18 protein-coding genes and 1 tRNA gene are annotated in these 17,513 nt (G+C 65.0%); 12 read left to right on the forward strand and 7 right to left on the reverse strand.

Annotation, left to right across the window (positions count from 1 at the left end):
* Positions 1 to 95: 95 nt before the first annotated feature.
* The 3 genes from KMZ29_RS21620 to mnmA form a co-directional block, all read right to left on the reverse strand.
* Positions 96 to 172: transfer RNA gene (locus tag KMZ29_RS21620), tRNA-Met, on the reverse strand.
* Between the two features lie 230 nt (positions 173 to 402).
* Positions 403 to 1,041, reverse strand: coding sequence for a class I SAM-dependent methyltransferase (locus tag KMZ29_RS21625; RefSeq protein ID WP_215603271.1), 639 nt, complete (start codon positions 1,039 to 1,041; stop codon positions 403 to 405).
* Between the two features lie 33 nt (positions 1,042 to 1,074).
* Positions 1,075 to 2,265 (reverse strand): tRNA 2-thiouridine(34) synthase MnmA, encoded by a 1,191-nt coding sequence (gene mnmA, locus KMZ29_RS21630; protein WP_215621111.1) that lies wholly within the window; start codon positions 2,263 to 2,265, stop codon positions 1,075 to 1,077.
* Between the two features lie 385 nt (positions 2,266 to 2,650).
* Here mnmA and KMZ29_RS21635 point away from each other — a divergent pair, with 385 nt between their 5' ends.
* From KMZ29_RS21635 to flbD, 8 genes are all read left to right on the forward strand, one after another.
* Positions 2,651 to 4,237, forward strand: a complete 1,587-nt coding sequence (locus KMZ29_RS21635; RefSeq protein WP_215621112.1) for a flagellar hook-length control protein FliK — start codon at positions 2,651 to 2,653, stop codon at positions 4,235 to 4,237.
* 10 nt (positions 4,238 to 4,247) lie between these two features.
* Positions 4,248 to 4,943 (forward strand): flagellar hook assembly protein FlgD, encoded by a 696-nt coding sequence (locus KMZ29_RS21640; RefSeq protein ID WP_215621113.1) that lies wholly within the window; start codon positions 4,248 to 4,250, stop codon positions 4,941 to 4,943.
* 194 nt (positions 4,944 to 5,137) lie between these two features.
* Positions 5,138 to 5,413, forward strand: a complete 276-nt coding sequence (sciP, locus tag KMZ29_RS21645; RefSeq protein ID WP_002714638.1) for a CtrA inhibitor SciP — start codon at positions 5,138 to 5,140, stop codon at positions 5,411 to 5,413.
* Positions 5,414 to 5,584: 171 nt separating this feature from the next.
* Positions 5,585 to 7,213, forward strand: coding sequence for a flagellar basal-body MS-ring/collar protein FliF (fliF, locus tag KMZ29_RS21650; protein WP_215621114.1), 1,629 nt, complete (start codon positions 5,585 to 5,587; stop codon positions 7,211 to 7,213).
* 1 nt (position 7,214) lies between these two features.
* The gene (fliG, locus tag KMZ29_RS21655) at positions 7,215 to 8,297 is read left to right on the forward strand and encodes a flagellar motor switch protein FliG (protein ID WP_215621115.1); all 1,083 of its coding nucleotides are present in this window, start codon (positions 7,215 to 7,217) and stop codon (positions 8,295 to 8,297) included.
* Positions 8,297 to 8,944 carry a FliH/SctL family protein gene (locus tag KMZ29_RS21660; protein ID WP_215621116.1) on the forward strand — a complete coding sequence of 216 codons (648 nt, stop codon included), beginning with the start codon at positions 8,297 to 8,299 and terminating at the stop codon, positions 8,942 to 8,944. Before fliG ends, KMZ29_RS21660 begins: the two co-directional genes overlap by 1 nt.
* On the forward strand, positions 8,941 to 9,291 hold the full coding sequence (gene fliN / locus KMZ29_RS21665) for a flagellar motor switch protein FliN (RefSeq protein ID WP_215621117.1): 351 nt from the start codon (positions 8,941 to 8,943) through the stop codon (positions 9,289 to 9,291). Before KMZ29_RS21660 ends, fliN begins: the two co-directional genes overlap by 4 nt.
* 61 nt (positions 9,292 to 9,352) lie before the next feature.
* Entirely contained in the window at positions 9,353 to 10,738 is a 1,386-nt protein-coding gene (flbD, locus tag KMZ29_RS21670) for a sigma-54-dependent transcriptional regulator FlbD (protein WP_215603279.1), read from the forward strand.
* 77 nt (positions 10,739 to 10,815) lie between these two features.
* On the opposite strand, the gene KMZ29_RS21675 is transcribed toward flbD, so the two are convergent.
* Positions 10,816 to 10,995: a hypothetical protein gene (locus KMZ29_RS21675; RefSeq protein ID WP_215603280.1), complete on the reverse strand. Its 180-nt coding sequence runs from the start codon at positions 10,993 to 10,995 to the stop codon at positions 10,816 to 10,818.
* 215 nt (positions 10,996 to 11,210) lie between these two features.
* On the opposite strand from KMZ29_RS21675, the gene KMZ29_RS21680 reads away from it, so the two are divergent.
* Both KMZ29_RS21680 and KMZ29_RS21685 read left to right on the forward strand, forming a co-directional pair.
* Positions 11,211 to 12,506, forward strand: a complete 1,296-nt coding sequence (locus tag KMZ29_RS21680; RefSeq protein WP_215621118.1) for an O-acetylhomoserine aminocarboxypropyltransferase — start codon at positions 11,211 to 11,213, stop codon at positions 12,504 to 12,506.
* 3 nt (positions 12,507 to 12,509) lie between these two features.
* On the forward strand, positions 12,510 to 13,292 hold the full coding sequence (locus tag KMZ29_RS21685; RefSeq protein WP_215621119.1) for an alpha/beta fold hydrolase: 783 nt from the start codon (positions 12,510 to 12,512) through the stop codon (positions 13,290 to 13,292).
* 47 nt (positions 13,293 to 13,339) lie between these two features.
* Here KMZ29_RS21685 and KMZ29_RS21690 read toward each other — a convergent pair whose 3' ends face one another.
* The 3 genes from KMZ29_RS21690 to KMZ29_RS21700 form a co-directional block, all read right to left on the reverse strand.
* Positions 13,340 to 14,278, reverse strand: coding sequence for a TauD/TfdA dioxygenase family protein (locus tag KMZ29_RS21690; RefSeq protein WP_215621120.1), 939 nt, complete (start codon positions 14,276 to 14,278; stop codon positions 13,340 to 13,342).
* 27 nt (positions 14,279 to 14,305) lie between these two features.
* Positions 14,306 to 15,223 carry an aliphatic sulfonate ABC transporter substrate-binding protein gene (locus KMZ29_RS21695; RefSeq protein ID WP_249779970.1) on the reverse strand — a complete coding sequence of 306 codons (918 nt, stop codon included), beginning with the start codon at positions 15,221 to 15,223 and terminating at the stop codon, positions 14,306 to 14,308.
* Between the two features lie 222 nt (positions 15,224 to 15,445).
* On the reverse strand, positions 15,446 to 16,654 hold the full coding sequence (locus tag KMZ29_RS21700; RefSeq protein ID WP_215621122.1) for an LLM class flavin-dependent oxidoreductase: 1,209 nt from the start codon (positions 16,652 to 16,654) through the stop codon (positions 15,446 to 15,448).
* Positions 16,655 to 16,901: 247 nt separating this feature from the next.
* On the opposite strand from KMZ29_RS21700, the gene napE reads away from it, so the two are divergent.
* Both napE and KMZ29_RS21710 read left to right on the forward strand, forming a co-directional pair.
* On the forward strand, positions 16,902 to 17,084 hold the full coding sequence (gene napE, locus KMZ29_RS21705) for a periplasmic nitrate reductase, NapE protein (protein ID WP_215621123.1): 183 nt from the start codon (positions 16,902 to 16,904) through the stop codon (positions 17,082 to 17,084).
* Between the two features lie 26 nt (positions 17,085 to 17,110).
* Positions 17,111 to 17,431, forward strand: a complete 321-nt coding sequence (locus tag KMZ29_RS21710; RefSeq protein ID WP_215621124.1) for a chaperone NapD — start codon at positions 17,111 to 17,113, stop codon at positions 17,429 to 17,431.
* Positions 17,432 to 17,513 lie beyond the last annotated feature (82 nt).

A 17,513-nucleotide genomic window follows, 5' to 3' on the forward strand; every position in this document is an offset into this window, starting at 1 on the left:
TCGACAACCCGTTCGGCACGAGGTTGTCACCCATGTCTTAGGTACGTGGTGTTACCTATGTGTCCGGGCCGGACACGGGCTGGACACAAAAGATTTGGTAGCGAGAGAGGGACTCGAACCCCCGACCCCAGGATTATGATTCCCGTGCTCTAACCAGCTGAGCTACCTCGCCACGGTTCACCTGCACGGCACTATATACCGCGGTTGCGAACGCGCGGCATATAAGAAGCCGGTCAGGTGCCTGTCAAGCAAACCCGCATTGGCCGCCAAGTGCCTGCAAACGTAGTTGTTTCGGGCGGACATGGGGATCGCCGCCGGGGCTCCCGGGCGGCGGAATCACCAGCATATTGCCGGTATCGGGCGTCGGGGGCGCGGCTGTTCCCGGCGAAACCGCCGCAGCCTTCAGGACTTGCGGTAGCGGATAAGCGAGAAATGCCCCATCGGCGGCATCGGCCGGCGCTCGGTCAGGGTGACGCCGCCGTGCCGGGCGGCCCAGTTCACCAGGCGGCCCCACGGAAATTCCGGCCGCCAGCCGAGCCGGCGCGCCAGGGGCGCGAACGCCAGTTCGAAGATGCGGCGCGGGCCGCTCTCGGCGCCGATGTGATTGACCAGGATGAGTTCGCCGCCGGGCTTCAGCACGCGGATGAAATCATCCAGCGTGGCCTCGGGATCGGGCACCGCGGTGATGACGTACTGCGCCACCACCGCGTCGAAGAACGAATCCGGAAACGCCAGGTTCTTGGCGTCCATCACCGCGAGCGTCTCGACATTCTTGAGACCGAGCGCGCGCACGCGGCTCTGCGCCTTGCGCAGCATCGGCTCGGAAATATCGACGCCGCACAGTTTCGTGGTGGGTGAATAATCCGACAGCGACAATCCGGTGCCGACGCCGACGTCGAGAACCCGTCCGCCGATCTTGTCGGCCTCCGCGATGGTCGACTGGCGACCCTGATCGAACACCTTGCCGAATACGAGATCGTAGACCGGCGCCCAGCGCCCATAAGCCTTTGCGACCCCCGCGCGGTCGATATCTGCAGCCATGCCCAGCCTTGAAAATTATCTGCCTGAAGATTCTTATCCGCGCACGGCCTCGACCAGCGGCCGCGACGCGGCTGCTTCGCGCACCGCGCCCCTGGACGTTGCGCTCTTGATGAAACCGCCGCCGAGCACGCGCGCCTGCCCCGAAGAAGCATCGTAGAACACGCAGGCCTGGCCCGGCGAGACGCCCTCTTCGCCGGCAACCAGTTCTACTTCATAGCCGCCGTCGGCGGCGCGCAGCCACGCCGGCTGCGGCGCACGGGTCGATCGCACCCGCACGAACAATTCGAGGCCGTCGCCGACCGCGGCATCGAGTGCGCCGTCGCCGATCCAGTTGATGTCGCGCAGCTGGATGCGATCCATCCGCAGCGCCTCGCGCGGACCGACCACGACGCGGCGGCTGCCGGCGTCCAACCGCACCACATAGAGCGGCGCACTGGAGGCGATACCGAGGCCGCGGCGCTGGCCGACGGTGAAGTGAACGATGCCCTGATGCTTGCCGATGACGCGGCCGCCGAGGTCGACGATGTCGCCGGGCTCGACCGCGTTCGGCCGCAGCCGGCCGATGATGTCGGTGTAGCGTCCGGTCGGCACGAAGCAGATGTCCTGGCTGTCCTGCTTGTCCGCGACGTCGAGGCCGAAGCGCCGCGCCAGTTCACGCGCCTGCGGCTTGGTCATGTCGCCGAGCGGAAAGCGCAGAAAATCGAGTTGCTCGCGCGTGGTCGCAAACAGGAAATAGCTCTGGTCGCGATCGGCGTCGGCGGCGCAGACCAGCGCACGCGATCCGTCGGGCAAGCGGCGCGAAGCGACATAATGTCCGGTCGCGAGCGCGGCGGCGCCGAGTTCGCGCGCGGTCGCCAGCAGATCGCGAAACTTGATCGAACGGTTGCACTCGATGCAAGGCACCGGCGTCTCGCCCGAAGCGTAGCTGTCGGCGAAGTTGTCGATGACGGATTCACGAAAGCGGTTCTCGTAGTCCAGCACGTAATGCGGGATGCCGATCCGCTCGGCGACGTTGCGGGCGTCGTGGATGTCCTGCCCGGCGCAGCAGGCGCCCTTGCGATGGGTTGCCGCGCCATGATCGTAAAGCTGCAGCGTGATGCCGACGACGTCATAGCCCTCGGACTTCAACAGCGCAGCCGTCACCGACGAGTCGACGCCGCCCGACATGGCGACGACGATCCTGGTGTCCTGTGGACGGCCTTGGAGATCCAGACTGTTGAGCATGGGTTCCGGTCATCAATGCGACCGCGGCCCGGAGGGCTTCGCGATCAGAGTAAAAAGCCTTGTCGTTAGAAAGCCTTGGAACGGCACCGGGAAGGCGGATCGGCCTTTTCGGCGCGGCTGAAAGGCTGCTCTTTAATATAGGCCGTATTCCCGCGAAGCAATCACGCCAAGCCGTTTTGCGCGGGGGCCCAACGGCAAATCTTGCCGCCGGGCAGGAAAAGAGAGCGCGCGGCGGCTCCGTAGCTCACCCAGCAGGCAGCTAAGCCACTGTAAAATATAAACATTTTTTGGAGCTCGAAATGGCCCGGTCCTTGCTGATGCCTCTAACAAGTTCCATTGCAAGAGGCCGCCCGTGTTCAGCGTGACCACAGATCCAGCAGCATCAGTGTCTTTTCAGGCGCCGGCGCCGAGGTCCGCAAGATCGGACCAGTCGCCCGGAAACGACAGTTTCGCGGCGCTGGTCGACAGCAATGCGTCCCCGGACGTCAACAACGCGCGCGCCGATGCACAATCGGCCTCGCAACGCCGCTCCGACGATGCAGCTGCAGCGGCAGCCGATGTCAGGCGGTCGCGCGACGCCGCGGCTGCCGACCGGGCGGCCCGGAACGATGCAGACGATCGCGCCGCCAATTCCAGACAGCGCGCCCGGACCGACACCGACGTAGACGCCGACACGGCCCCGCGCGCCAGCGCCAAGCCCGGCCCCTCGAAGGACGAGCCCGCGAGATCAGACGCAAAGCAGGCCTCCGACGAGCCTGCGGCAAACGATTCTGCGGCCGATACGGCCGCCGCGGTTGAGCAGGACGGCGCGGCCGCGACGACGCCCGACCCGGTCGCGGTGCCGATTGCTACCGCTGCGGCGGCGACGGCGGTTCCTGCTGCTTCGCCTGCGTCCGGCAATGCGACGGCGCCGCTTGCGATCGCAGCCGCCGCCCTTGCGGCGAGTGCATCGGACACCGGCGCCTCCGCGGTTGCGTCATCCGCGCAGGCCACGATCGATCCCGACGCTGGCACGTCCCATGCAGCCGCCGCGGCAAAGACCGATGCGCAGGCCGCAGCGACAGCTGCAGCCGCCGCGCAACCAGCGGCCGAGGCCGATGCAATCCCGGCGGCCGGCGTGGCATTGGCCGCGTCCATTGCCGCGCCGGTGGCGCCGAAGGTCGCTACGCCCGCCAAGGCAGCGGCGACCCAAACGCCGACTGCGGCACCCGACGGCTCCGACGCCGCGCCGGGCACGGCCGATCCCACCGCGACAGCCACATCGACCGCAACGCCGGCCAGTCATGTCGCGCAACCAGCGGCCGCCACCGGCAAGCCGAAGGCCGGACACGAGGCCATCGACGCGGCGAAAACGGACGGCTCCGCCGGCGCTGCGCCGGCATCGGCGGCCAACGGATCGGGCCCGGCGCCTTCGACCGCCCAGGCCGGACCGACGCCGCTCGATTCATCCGGCACCGGCCTGCAGGCGACCGGCGCGATCCAGCCGCAGCTTCACGCCGGCCCGGCCGCCGCCGCAGCGCCGTTGACCGTCACGGCGGCAACCAATGCGGCGGTGCCGCTCAGCGGTCTAGCGCTCGAAATTGCCGTGTCGGCGCGAAGCGGCAAGAGCCGCTTCGAAATCCGGCTCGATCCCGCCGACCTTGGCCGCATCGATGTCCGCATCGACGTCGACCGCAATGGCCTCGTGACTTCGCATCTGATGGTCGAAAAGGCGGAAACGCTGTCGATGTTGCGCCAGGACGCCCCCCAGCTGCAGCGCGCGCTCAACGACGCCGGGCTCTCGACCGGCGACGGCGGCCTGCAGTTCAGCCTGCGCGACCAGTCTTCCTCCGGCCGGAACGACGGGGACGGATCTGCTCCCAACGCACATCGCCTGATCGTGGCCGAGGAAGACAGCATTCCCGCCGTTGTCGCGGGACGAACCTATGGCCGCATGCTCGGTTCGAGCAGCGGCGTCGATATCAGGATCTGAGGAGATCACCATGGCAGTCGACGTATCCATGCCAACGCCGGTCGTATCGGGAAAGACGACGCCGAGCACCGACAAGACCACCACCGCCTCGACGGCGACGACCGGAATTGCGGATAATTTCCAGACTTTCCTGACGCTGCTGACGACGCAGCTGCAGAACCAGAATCCGCTCGATCCGCTCGATACCAACCAGTTCACCCAGCAACTGGTGCAGTTCGCGGGCGTCGAGCAGCAGCTCAAATCGAACGAACAGTTGAAGTCGCTGATCGCGCTCGAGAAGAGCGCGCAGGCGACGCAAGCCCTGATCTATGTCGGCAACACCGTCGCCGTCGACGGCAGCACCCAGCAGTTCAACGATTCGGCGACCTGGAATTTGAAGGCTGCCAAGGCCGCGACCGCCGAGGTCACCATCACCAACTCGACTGGACAGACGGTCTATACCGGCAACTATGCGCTGAACCAGGGCAATGCCAGTTTCGTCTGGGACGGCAAGGGCAATGACGGCGCGCAATGGCCGGCGGGCACCTACAAGCTGACCGCGACGGGCAAGGACAGCTCGGGCAAGGACGTGGCTATCGCCACGGAAATCCAGGGCGTCGTCGACTCCGTCGATCTCACCGCGAGCCCGGCGCTGCTCTCGATCGGGGGGCAGAACTACACCACCGACCAGATCCGGCGCGTGATCCGCCCCACCACCACCAGCTAGGCGCCATTCGGGGCGCCGCCGTTCCCGCCAGATCCACCAGCCTGTTCCGGCCCGGCGTCCCCCAGACGCCGGGCCGAGCGCTTTGGCGTCATTTTCAAGGAGATTCGTATTGAAGCCTTGAGCTTAGGCAAATTTTAAGCCGGGGGGCGTAGGTTGTCATGGTGAGTTAGTGGTTGAGAGTTTGTGAGTACGCCATGACAGAACCCCATCGCCCGAGGGTAAAATACGTCATCGGGCCTGACGGCAGTCCGTTAACAATTGCGGATTTGCCCGCGCCCGGTACCAAACGGTGGGTAATTCGCCGTAAAGCCGAAGTCGTTGCCGCAGTCCGCGGCGGCCTGCTCTCCCTCGAGGAGGCCTGCAGCCGCTACACGCTGACGGTCGACGAATTCCTTTCCTGGCAGTTTTCCATCGATCAACATGGCCTTGCCGGACTGCGCACCACCCGCATCCAGCAATATCGCCAGTAAGCCCTCTGCAAACCCATCTTATTTGATGAAAATCGGCTTCGTCCTGCGAAGCCGATTTTTTTGATGTTCAACTTTCGCCACGGCCCTTAACGGTCGTTAACCATATCGAAACCATCCCATAGGCAATAATTGCCCAGTCGGCTCCTGGGGGCCGAATCTCAGGGGCGGTTGGTGCAGGGTCTGGTAGCTTTCCTAAGAGGTCTCGGTGCCTCCCGCCTGATGGCGATGATCGCGGTGACAACCGCGCTGATCGCCTTTTTCGGCTTTGTCATCATGCGCGTCACCACGCCGCAGATGACCACCCTGTTCACCGACCTCAGCGCCGAGGACTCCTCGGGGATCATCAAGGACCTGGAACGCCAGGCCATTCCCTTCGAGATCCGCAACGAGGGCGCCGTGATCATGGTGCCGAAGGACAAGGTCACCCGGCTGCGGATGAAGCTCGCCGAAGGCGGCCTGCCCAAGGGCGGCGGCATCGGTTACGAGATTTTCGACAAATCCGACGCGCTCGGCACCACCAGCTTCGTCCAGAACATCAATCATCTGCGTGCGCTCGAGGGCGAACTGGCCCGCACCATCCGCGCCATCGACCGCATCCAGGCGGCCCGCGTGCACCTGGTGCTACCCGAGCGGCCGCTGTTTTCGCGCGAAACGCCGGAACCGTCGGCCTCGATCGTGGTGCGCGTGCGCGGCTCGCTGGAGCCGCAGCAGATCAGGGCCGTCCGCCACGTCGTCGCTTCCGCCGTCAACGGATTGAAGCCGCAGCGGGTATCGATCGTCGACGAGGCCGGCCGTTTGCTCGCCGACGGCGCCACCAACGACGCCGACAACGCCATCGGCGATGAGCGCCGGGCCGGCTTCGAGAAGCGGATGCGCAACGAGATCGAGGCGATCGTGTCCTCGGTGGTCGGCGCCGGCCGCGCCCGGGTCCAGCTCTCGGCCGACTTCGACTACAACAAGATCACCCAGACCTCGGACAAGTTCGATCCCGAGGGCCGGGTGCTGCGCTCGAGCCAGACCCGGGAAGAGTCCTCCGCCAGCGCCGGCGACAACGGCCAGGTCACCGTCAACAACGAGCTGCCGGGCAACCAGAACAAGGACAATGCGGCGGTCGCGCGCGACCAGAGCAAGAAGAGCGAGGAAACCAACAATTACGAGATTTCCCGCACCACCAAGACCGAAGTGACCGAGGTCGGACGGGTCAATCGCATTTCGGTCGCCGTGCTGGTCGACGGCGCCTACGTCAAGAACGAAAAAGGCGAAATGGTCTACCAGGACCGCAGCAAGGAGCAGCTCGACCGCATCGCAGCACTGGTCCGTTCGGCGATCGGCTTCGACCAGAAGCGCGGCGACCAGGTCGAGGTGGTGAACCTCAAATTCGCCGAACCGCCCGTCGTCCCGCCCGTCGTCGAGCCGACCGGACTGCTCGGCATGCTGCAGTTCACCAAGGACGACGTGATGTACGTCATCGAGCTCGGCGTCATGATGCTGCTCGGCCTGGTGGTGCTGTTCATGGTGATCCGGCCGCTGGTCAAGCGCATCCTGGCTTCCGAAGTGGTCCCCGGCCTGACCGGCGACGGTTCGGTGCCGGCGCTGACCGACGGCAGCGCGCCGGCCGAAGGCGCGCCCGGCCAGAGCCTCGTTCCCAGCCCCAACGCCACCGCGACGCTGATCGACGTCGCCCAGGTCCAGGGCCAGGTCCACGCCCAATCGGTGCACCGGGTCGGCGAACTGGCCGAACGCAACCCCAACGAAACCGCCACCATCGTCCGCCAATGGCTTACGGAGCCCGCGACCTGACATGTCCGTACCGCAAACCACCAACGCCAACGATATCACCAGCGTCGTCGCCGCGCTGGCCAGCCGTCAGGCCAATCGCCCGAAGAGCAAGCCGCTGAGCGGGCCGAAGCGCGCCGCCATCCTGATGCTGGCACTGGGCGAACAGTATGGCGGCAAGGTGTGGTCGCTGCTCGATGACAATGAAGTGCGCGAATTGTCGATGCACATGTCGACGCTCGGCACCGTCGAGGCCGACATCGTGGAAGATCTGCTGCTCGAATTCGTCTCGCGGATGTCGGCGTCCGGCGCGCTGATGGGAACCTTCGACGCCACCGAACGGCTGCTGCAGCAATACCTGCCCGCCGAGCGCGTCACCGGTATCATGGATGAAATCCGCGGCCCCGCCGGCCGCAACATGTGGGAGAAGCTCTCCAACGTGCAGGAAGAGGTGCTCGCCAACTATCTGAAGAACGAATATCCGCAGACCATCGCCGTGGTGCTGTCGAAGCTGAAGCCGGAACACGCTGCGCGCGTGCTCGCGATCCTGCCCGAAGACATGGCGCTCGACGTGATCGGCCGGATGCTGAAAATGGAGGCGGTGCAGAAGGAAGTGATCGAGCGCGTCGAACAGACGCTGCGCACCGAGTTCATGTCGAACCTGTCGCAGACCAGGCGCCGCGACGCCCACGAGGTGATGGCCGAGATCTTCAACAATTTCGACCGCCAGACCGAAACCCGCTTCATCACCTCGCTGGAGGAGGACAACCGCGAGTCGGCCGAACGCATCAAGGCGCTGATGTTCACCTTCGACGACCTGGTCAAGCTCGACTCCGCTTCCGCGCAGACCCTGATGCGCCACGTCGACAAGGACAAGCTCGGCGTCGCGCTGAAGAGCGCCAACGAGGACGTCCGCGGCTTCTTCCTCGGCAACATGTCTTCCCGCGCGGGAAAGATGCTGTTGGATGACATGACGGCGCTGGGACCGGTACGGTTGCGCGACGTCGACGAGGCGCAGGCGCTGCTCGTCAACCTGGCCAAGGACCTCGCCGCCAAGGGTGAAATCATGCTGACCAAGAACCGCGCCGACGACGAGCTGGTGTACTGATGGCCGCGCCCGCAAAATTCCTGTTCGACATGGACTTCTCCGCGCCGGACAAGGCGCGCGAGCGGCCGGCCACGTCGGCCGAAATCGCCCAGAAGATTGCGGCCGCCGAGGCCCGCGCCTATCGCGACGGATTCGACGCGGGTCAGCGCGAGGCCAAGGCGGAAAGCGACCGCCGCACCGCGCTGGCGCTCGAGGAGATCGGCATCGGCGTTCAGGGTATCGCGACGCGCTTTTCCGGCATCGAAACCCGGATGGAAACCGAGGCCGTCGACGTCGCGGTCGCGGTGGCGCGCAAGTTGTGCACCGAGCTGATCGCCGGCGAGCCGCTCGGCGAGATCATGGGGCTGGTCAGCGACTGCTTCTCGCATCTGGTCTCGACGCCGCATCTGGTGGTCCGGATCAACGATTCGCTCTACGAGGCCGCACGCGAGCGGATCGAACGGCTGGCGAAGCAAAGCGGCTTCGAAGGCCGTCTCGTCATCCTGGCCGAGCCGGGAATTGAGACCGGCGATTGCAAGATCGAATGGGCCGACGGCGGCGTGGTGCTGGAGCGTGCGGCGATCGAAGCCAAAGTCAACGAACTTGTCGGGCGCTACATCGCGTCCCGCGACCAGGCCGGAAATCCGGCCACGAGGATTGAACCATGAGTGACACCGACGCACAGGTCCCGCTTCCCGATCTCAACGCCGCAGACGCGCCGGCGATCGGTGACATTGCCTATAGCGAGGACGAACAGGCATCCCGCATCGCCGCCGACCTGGAGGCGGTGTTCGACGTCCCGGTGCAGGTCTCGGCCGTGCTCGGCCGCTCCAAGATGGACGTCGGCGAACTCCTGAAGCTCGGGCCCGGCACCGTCCTCGAACTCGACCGCCGCGTCGGCGAAGCCATCGACATCTATGTCAACAACCGCCTGGTGGCGCGCGGCGAAGTGGTTCTGGTGGAAGACAAGCTCGGCGTGACCATGACGGAAATCATCAAGGCGGAACGCACCTGACGGGGCGCGCTCTCAACGAGACGGCGCATAAACGGCGCGAGCAGACGAACAGGAGAATATCATGCGGCTTCTCATCGTTGGCACCTTGAAGGGCCAACTCACGACAGCCACCAAGATCGCCATGGAAAACGGGGCGTCCGTGACGCACGCCGAGGGCAACGAACAGGCGATGGCCGTGCTGCGCGGCGGCAAGGGCGCCGACCTCCTGCTGGTCGACGTCGCCCTCGACATCCGCGATCTGGTGATGCGGCTGGAAGCCGAACACATCCACGTGCCGATCGTCGCCTGCGGCATCTCCAACGACGCCCGCGCCGCGGTGGCGGCGATCCATGCCGGCGCCAAGGAATACATCCCGCTGCCGCCCGATCCGGAACTGATCGCCGCAGTGCTCGCCGCGGTCGCCAATGATTCACGCGACCTGGTCTATCGCGACGAGGCGATGGCCAAGGTGATCCGGCTGGCGCAGCAGATCGCGGGCTCCGACGCCTCGGTGATGATCACCGGCGAATCCGGCACCGGCAAGGAAGTGCTGGCGCGCTACGTCCACACCCGCTCCCACCGCGCCAAGCGGCCGTTCATCTCGATCAATTGCGCGGCGATCCCCGAGCACCTGCTGGAATCCGAACTGTTCGGCCACGAGAAGGGCGCATTCACCGGCGCCGTGGCGCGGCGGATCGGCAAGTTCGAGGAAGCCACCGGCGGCACCCTGCTGCTCGACGAAATCTCGGAAATGGACGTGCGGCTGCAATCCAAGCTCTTGCGCGCCATCCAGGAGCGCGTGATCGATCGCGTCGGCGGCACCAAGCCGGTGCCGGTCGATATCCGCATCATCGCGACCTCGAACCGCAACCTGGCCGACGCCGTGCGCGAAGGCTCCTTCCGCGAGGACCTGTTGTTCCGGCTCAACGTCGTCAACCTGAAGATTCCGCCGTTGCGCGAACGCCCGGCGGACATTCTCGAACTGGCGCAGCACTTCGCCAAGAAATATGCCGACGCCAACGGCGTGCCGCTGCGCCCGATTTCGGCCGAGGCGCGGCGGGTGCTGACGTCCAACCGCTGGCAGGGCAACGTCCGCGAGCTGGAAAACACCATGCATCGCTCGGTGCTGATGGCGCAGGGCGACGAGATCGGCGTCGAGGCGATCCTGACGCCCGACGGCGACCGTCTCGATCTCGCCAGGACCCCGCCGGCGGTGGCGCACGCCACCTTCGCCGCCGAACAGGTGACGCGCGCGCTGGTCGGGCGCACGGTCGCCGACGTCGAGCGCGATCTGATCCTGGAGACGCTGAAGCATTGCCTCGGCAACCGCACCCATGCCGCCAACATCCTCGGCATCTCGATCCGCACCCTGCGCAACAAGCTGAACGAATATGCCGACGGCGGTTTGCCGATCACGCCGGCCGGAGCCGGCGCCACCGACTATCACCGCGTCGCCGCGGGCGCGTAACGGGCATCATTGCGAGGAGCCGCAGGCCCGGAAGAACATCATCATGGGCCCGGCCGCCCGGCCTTTGCCTCCCGGCATCAGCCGAAAGCAGCGTCCGCCGCGGCCGAATAACTCGGCGCATCCGGTCTGCGGAAGATGTGGATCGGGTCGCCCGGCTGCAGGCCGCGGCCGGTGAATGCCGCATAGGCATAGAGCGCGAGATAGCCGATCGCCAGCGCGCCGATGCCGTAAAATACCCAGACCGCAAACCGTTTCATCAGGTCAGGCGCTTTTCGCCGGGCGCAGAGACGAAGTGAAGAAGGCGTTCCATCGCGTCATCTCCTCTCCAGTCGATCTTTAAGCCACGAATGGAGAAAAGGCGATCTCCGATAGGCGCCGCGCCAACCCCGGGGGCTAACAATCCCTGACTTTTTGTGGCACATCCTGCTGCCGTCCGGGATAACCGGCAAACCGCACCGTTTTCGAGATCGCCATGGCCGCACCCAAACCGCCCGCCTTCGAAACCCTGAGCCTGCATGCCGGCCAGCATCCGGATCCCGTCACCGGCGCACGCGCGGTCCCGATCTATCAGACCACCTCGTATGTGTTCCAGGATTCCGAGCACGCCGCGGCGCTGTTCAACCTCGAACGTGCCGGCCACATCTATACGAGGATTTCGAACCCGACCACGGCGGTGCTGGAAGAGCGGCTGGCCGCGCTCGAAAGCGGGGTCGGCGCGATCTGCACCGCGAGCGGCATGGCGGCGCTGCATCTGGCCATCGCGACGCTGCTCAATGCCGGCGACCACATCGTCGCCTCCGCTTCGCTCTATGGCGGCACCATCAATCTGCTGGCGCACACGCTGCCGCGCTTCGGCATCACCACGACCTTCGTCAAGCCGCGCGCGCTGGACGAGTTCCGTTCGGCGATCCGGCCCAATACGCGCCTCGTCATCGGCGAGACCATCGGCAATCCCGGCCTCGAAGTGCTGGACATCCCCGCCGTCGCGCAAATCGCGCATGAGGCGAAAATCCCGCTCCTGATCGACAACACCTTCGCGACGCCCTATCTCAGCCGGCCGATCGAGCTCGGCGCCGACATCGTGATGAACTCGGCGACCAAATGGATCGGCGGCCACGGCATCGCCATTGGCGGCGTGATCGTCGATGGCGGCCGGTTCGACTGGCGGGCGTCCGGCAAGTTTCCGGTGCTGACCGAACCCTATGCCGGATATCACGGCATCGTCTTCGACGAGCAGTTCGGCCAGGCCGCCTTCATCATGCGGGCGCGCACCGAAGGCCTGCGCGACTTCGGCGCCTGCCTGTCGCCGACCAACGCCTTCCAGCTGCTGCAGGGCGTCGAGACGCTCGGCGTCCGCATGGACCGCCACATGGCCAATACCCATGCCGTGCTCGAGGCGCTGGCCGCCAACAAGGCGGTGGCGTGGGTGCTGCATCCGTCGCTGGAAAATCATCCCGACCATGAATTGGCCAAGCGCCTGCTGCCGCGCGGCGCCGGGTCGATCGTCAGCTTCGGCATCAAGGGCGGCCGGGTGGCCGGCAAGAAATTCATCGAGTCACTTCGGATGATCAGCCACCTCGCCAATGTCGGCGACGCCAAGACCCTGGTCATTCATCCCGCCAGCACCACCCATCAGCAGATGGACGCCGCGCAACTGAAGGCCGCAGGGGTCGGCGAAGAGCTGGTGCGGTTGTCGGTCGGCATCGAAGCCGCCGCCGACATCATCGACGACCTCGGCCAGGCGCTCCGTATTTCGCAGAAGGCTTGAGCCATGCAACTGTCCGTGAACGGCATTGATACCTTCGTCGCCACCGGCGGCCGGGAATTCGACAAGTCCCTGCCTGCCATCGTACTGCTGCACGGCGCCGGCTTCGATCACACCACCTGGGCCCTGCATTCGAGGTGGTTCGCGCACCACGGCTTTGGCGTGCTGGCGCCGGACCTGCCGGGCCATGGCCGCTCGGGCGGCGCGCCGCTACCGACCATCTCCGGCATGGCCGACTGGACCGCCGCATTGCTCGATGCGGCCGGCGTGCCCAAGGCGCGACTGGTCGGACATTCCATGGGCTCGCTGATTGCGCTCGAAACCGCGGCGCGGCACCCGGCCAAAGTCTCCGGGCTGAGCCTGATCGGCACGGCGGCCACCATGACCGTCGGTCCCGACCTGCTCAAGGCCGCCGAAGCCAACGACCATGATGCGGTCGACATGGTCTCGATCTGGGGCCTCGGCCATCAGGCCGAACTCGGCGGCAGCCTCGCGCCCGGCCTGTGGATGCATTATGGCGCCCAGCGGGTGCTCGAACAGTGCCGGCCCGGCGTGCTGTTCAACGACCTTTCCGCCTGCAACGCCTATCAGGGCGCGCTCGCCGCCGCCGCCAGGATCACGGTGCCTGCCACGCTCATTCTCGGCGAGCGCGACATGATGACGCCGGCAAGAGCCGGCAAGGCGCTGGCCGCAGCCCTTGCGAATTCACGCACCGTGGTGCTGTCGGGCGCCGGCCACATGATGATGGTCGAGCGGCCCGACGAACTGCTGGCGGCGCTGCAGGGCTGAGCGGCGCAATTGCCGGGTTCAACAAGCAGCGCCCACCGAGCCGGCGGCTATTCCGCCGCGACGCTCAGATCGAGACGGGCCTGCGGCGCCTCGCCGGTCACGACCGAGACACGCTCGCCCCACCGCTCTTCCGGGTAATAGTCCCACACGGCATGATGCTGGCTCGCCCAATTGTCCCACACCAGCAGCGAATTCGGTTGCCAGTGCACCCGCGTCTGCAGCGCAAGCTGGCCTTCGACATGGCGGAACAGGAACTGGAGCAGCGCGTCGCTTTCCCTGCGTGTGAGTTGCACGATGTGGGAGGTGAACGAGGCGTTCACATAGAGAAACTTCCGTCCCGTTCGCGGATGGGTCGCCACCACGGGATGCTCCGACTGCGGATAGGTCTTGCCGGGATCCGGCTTTGCACCATAGCCCGCCGTCCACGCAAGCGAGCCATCGTGGATCGCCGTCAGCCCGTCGAGCAGGCGCTTGATCGGGTCTGACAGAAACTCGTAGGCAAGATACATGTTGGCGAAGGCGGTGTCGCCGCCAAGAGGTGGCGTCTTCGTCACGCGCAGCAGCGAGACTGCGATCGGACTTGGGTCGCAGGACACATCGGGATGCCAGCCGTCGCCCGCGGTGAAACGCGAATCCCGGCCGGTTTTCCATGACAGAAATTCCGGGTCGAACGGGCCGTCATGGCTGAAGCGCGTGGCGGCGAGTTCATGCCGGTGCAGGGACTTGCCGAAGCGCAGGCCGAACCGCTTATGGTGCTCACGCGAGATGTTCTGGTCGCGGAAGACGATTGCAAGGTTCTCGTCGAGCGCGCGGCGGATTTCCGCGAACTGGACGTCGGAGACCTCCTTCGAAAGGTCGACGCCGGATATCTCGGCGCCGACGGTCGGCGAGAGCTGTTTGACCCCGATGGTTTCGTAAGGCTGGCGCCTTTCGCCATTCCAGGCCTCGATCGCAATCTTGTCGTTGAAATCCCGGTAGAAGCTCATTTGCTATTCCTCTCAACTGCGCTAACTTCAGGAGCCGGATGTCCATTTCCAGACAATGTCGGAGACGTTAACCGGCTTCGGGATCAAGCCGAGGCGGGCAAAACGATCGGCAATCGCCTGCTGGCTCTTGATGACCTCGTTGTCGAGCGGAACGACGCGGTAGTTGGAGCGGCCGACAAAGCGCCTGATGGCTTCGATGTCGACGCCGGTTGCCTCCGCCTGGGCCTTGGCGACCTCCTCGTGATGGAGATCGGCCCACTGGCCTTCCGATGCGAACACGCTGTTGAGCTTTGCTACCAGCGAGGGATATTTCTCCACGAAATCCGTCCACGCAATGTAGAAGGCATTGGGCTTGTGCACATCCTTGTCGAAGGCGATCACGCGCGCATTCTGCTTGAGTTCCGCGAGTGAGAGATAGGGATCCCAGATCGACCAGGCATCGACCGAGCCTTTGACAAAGGCCGCGGTCGCGTCGGCTGGCGCGAGTGGAGCGGGCGAGATGTCGCTCCAGGCAAGTCCGCCCTTTTCCAGAGCGGCGACGAGCAGATTGTGCGCGCTCGATCCCTTGCCAAAGGCAACGCGTTTGCCCTTGAGATCGGCAAGGGTCTTGATCGGCGAATCCTTGGGGACGATGATCGCCTGCGTATTGCCGTCCGATTTGACCGCAGCGACGTAGCGAATCCTGGAGTTACCCGCCTGCGCGAAGATCGGCGGCGAATCGCCGACAAAGCCGAAATCGACCGCACCCACGTTGATTGCCTCGAGCAGCGGCGGACCGAACTGGAAGTCGATCCACTTGATCTCAATGCCCAGCGGCTTGAATGCATCTTCCACCGTATGGCGCTGCCGCACCGCCGGAAAGAATCCGCCCTTCTGCGTGCCGATGCGGATTTCGGTCGGCTTGCCCTGCACCTGCGCGGCGACAGGCGATGAGGCGATGCCCATCGACCCCAGCAAGGCCAGCACAACGCCGGCGATGAGGGTCCGTCTGGTCTGTAACATGCCCTGGCTTTGCTCCGTTTTGTGTTTGCGATGCGAGATCGCGAAACCAAAACGCTACGCCGGTTTTTCCGGATTGTTGTTTCAAAGATAAAATGAAGTGCGCAAGATTTTTGATCCGCCGCGAGATGCGGCGAATGACTTCATCTCTGTGACCGATGACCTGGGCTACCCCGCCGCCGCCGTGATCGGCTTGGCGACGTTCACCGCCAGCTTGCCGTAGCGATCCGTGAACGCCTCGGTGTCGATCTCCTCGAGCTTTATCGCGCCGCTCATCACGCCTTTCTTCCAGGCGTCGTGCTCGGGATCGGCGCGGAATTCCGGCATCACTTCGCGAGCGAACAGTTCGAGGGATTCGCAGATGTGCTCATGGCTGTTCTTGCCGGCCTGGTTGAGCAGGATCACCTGGTCGATATGCGAACTGCGGAACCGGCGCAGTTTTTTCCGGAGCGTTTCGGGCGATCCGATCAGGCCGCCGCGCAATGCCGCCTCCTGCGCCTCCGGATTGTCGCGCTTCCACTTGTTGTATTCGTCCCACATGTTGACGGTGCCGGGATCGGGGCGCTGCCGGTTCTGCGACGCGCCGTAAAAGCGCAGCGCGAACTGGAAGAAGGTGGCACCGTCGGCGCGCGCGCGGGCCTCGTCGTCGGTCTTCGCGCACATGAAGAACGACACCAGCGCCATGTTCGGATTGATCTCGTAATCGGCGAGCTTCTTCAGCCGCTTGGTGATCGCATTGTAATAGGCGTGCACCCAGGCGTGCGCGGCATCGGCGCTGACGAACTGAAAGCCGAGCGCGCCGAACCCGTTCTGGCCGGCGCGTTCGATGGTCGGCAACTGCGAACACGCCATCCACAGCGGCGGATGCGGCTTCTGCACGGGTTTGGGCACCACGTTGCGCAGGGGTATGTCGAAATACTTGCCGTGATGCTCGCTGCCGCCGTCCCTGAACATCGGGAAGATGGCGCGGACGGCTTCCTCGAACACTTCCTTCTTGGTCTCCATGTCGCGGCCGAACGGCGTCAGCTCGGTGATCGAGGCGCTCTCGCCCATGCCGAATTCGACGCGGCCGTTGCTGAGGAGATCGAGCACCGCGACGCGCTCGGCGACGCGCACGGGATGATTGGTGGTGAGCTGGAAGATGCCGTGGCCGAGCCGGATATTCCTGGTGCGCTGGGAGGCTGCGGCGAGAAACGATTCCGGCGACGGCGAATGCGAATATTCTTCCAGGAAATGATGCTCGACCACCCAGGCATGATCGTAGCCGAGGCGGTCGGCGGTCTCCAGTTGCGTCAGCGCGTCCTGGTAGAGCTTGAGTTCGTCGCCGGCTTGCCACGGGCGCGGCAATTGCAACTCATAAAAGATGCCGAATTTCATGGCGTCGCTCCCAGGACCGGCTTGTTGTTGGCGGTATTGTAATGGCCGCGGGAGCCGAGTCCACCGTCGCGCCAATTCCGCATGGCGGAAGGAAGTGTGGGAAGGGACGTTAGGTCGCGCCGGGAGGCGGGCAAGGCGTGCTATGCTTGATCAAGATCAAGGCGCGCTATCTGATTCGAAGCTCAACATTGATCCAAGGTACGGCCCGGATGCCGCCAATCATCATCATTTCCAAGTGAGACGCAGCATGTCGGCCGCAGGCGACGACACGAGTGGACGACCGCGCCGCAGGCGCATGGAAATCTTTGCATTCCTGTTCCTGACCGCAGTGCTGATGCCGGCCGCTGCGGTCGCGACCGTCGGCGGCTACGGGCTCGCGGTCTGGGTCTATCAGATGCTGGCCGGTCCGCCCGGCCCTCCCGCGCGCTAAGTCCAGCTTTTTCAGGGAATTTCATCGTGGCCAGACCTCACACTGCAATCGATCGTCGGGCCCTCATCACGGGCCGCCTTCTCAGAGCGGACCAGGTGGTGGCGCCGCCCGGCGGCGAGATCGCGAGCATTCTCGTTCAGGCCCGGCCGGAGAGCCTCACCAGCGTCGAAGCCGCCATCGTGGCGCTGGCCGGATGCGAGATCTACGGCCGCGATCCCAAGGGCAAGCTGGTCGTCGTGGTCGATGCGCCCGATGCCGGCGCGCTCGGATCGACCCTCAACACCATCGCGCTGCTGCCCGACGTCTACACCGCCTCACTCGTCTTTCACGCCATCGACGCAAGCTGACACAGCGCATGATCCCGAAGAGCCGGAACCGGTTTTCGGAAACGATCATGCTCAAACGAAAAATCTGACGTCGGGAGAATCG

Source organism: Bradyrhizobium sediminis (genome assembly GCF_018736085.1).
Lineage (GTDB): Bacteria > Pseudomonadota > Alphaproteobacteria > Rhizobiales > Xanthobacteraceae > Bradyrhizobium > Bradyrhizobium sediminis.

Coding starts and splice junctions, on each gene's coding strand:
- sciP (WP_002714638.1), top strand. CDS start 5,138: ATGACAGAACCCCATCGCCCGAGGGTAAAATACGTCATCGGGCCTGAC.
- mnmA (WP_215621111.1), bottom strand. CDS start 2,265: ATGCTCAACAGTCTGGATCTCCAAGGCCGTCCACAGGACACCAGGATC.
- fliG (WP_215621115.1), top strand. CDS start 7,215: ATGTCCGTACCGCAAACCACCAACGCCAACGATATCACCAGCGTCGTC.
- fliN (WP_215621117.1), top strand. CDS start 8,941: ATGAGTGACACCGACGCACAGGTCCCGCTTCCCGATCTCAACGCCGCA.
- KMZ29_RS21660 (WP_215621116.1), top strand. CDS start 8,297: ATGGCCGCGCCCGCAAAATTCCTGTTCGACATGGACTTCTCCGCGCCG.
- KMZ29_RS21685 (WP_215621119.1), top strand. CDS start 12,510: ATGCAACTGTCCGTGAACGGCATTGATACCTTCGTCGCCACCGGCGGC.
- KMZ29_RS21690 (WP_215621120.1), bottom strand. CDS start 14,278: ATGAGCTTCTACCGGGATTTCAACGACAAGATTGCGATCGAGGCCTGG.
- KMZ29_RS21675 (WP_215603280.1), bottom strand. CDS start 10,995: ATGAAACGGTTTGCGGTCTGGGTATTTTACGGCATCGGCGCGCTGGCG.
- KMZ29_RS21625 (WP_215603271.1), bottom strand. CDS start 1,041: ATGGCTGCAGATATCGACCGCGCGGGGGTCGCAAAGGCTTATGGGCGC.
- napE (WP_215621123.1), top strand. CDS start 16,902: ATGTCGGCCGCAGGCGACGACACGAGTGGACGACCGCGCCGCAGGCGC.
- KMZ29_RS21700 (WP_215621122.1), bottom strand. CDS start 16,654: ATGAAATTCGGCATCTTTTATGAGTTGCAATTGCCGCGCCCGTGGCAA.
- flbD (WP_215603279.1), top strand. CDS start 9,353: ATGCGGCTTCTCATCGTTGGCACCTTGAAGGGCCAACTCACGACAGCC.
- KMZ29_RS21695 (WP_249779970.1), bottom strand. CDS start 15,223: ATGGGCATCGCCTCATCGCCTGTCGCCGCGCAGGTGCAGGGCAAGCCG.
- KMZ29_RS21680 (WP_215621118.1), top strand. CDS start 11,211: ATGGCCGCACCCAAACCGCCCGCCTTCGAAACCCTGAGCCTGCATGCC.
- KMZ29_RS21640 (WP_215621113.1), top strand. CDS start 4,248: ATGGCAGTCGACGTATCCATGCCAACGCCGGTCGTATCGGGAAAGACG.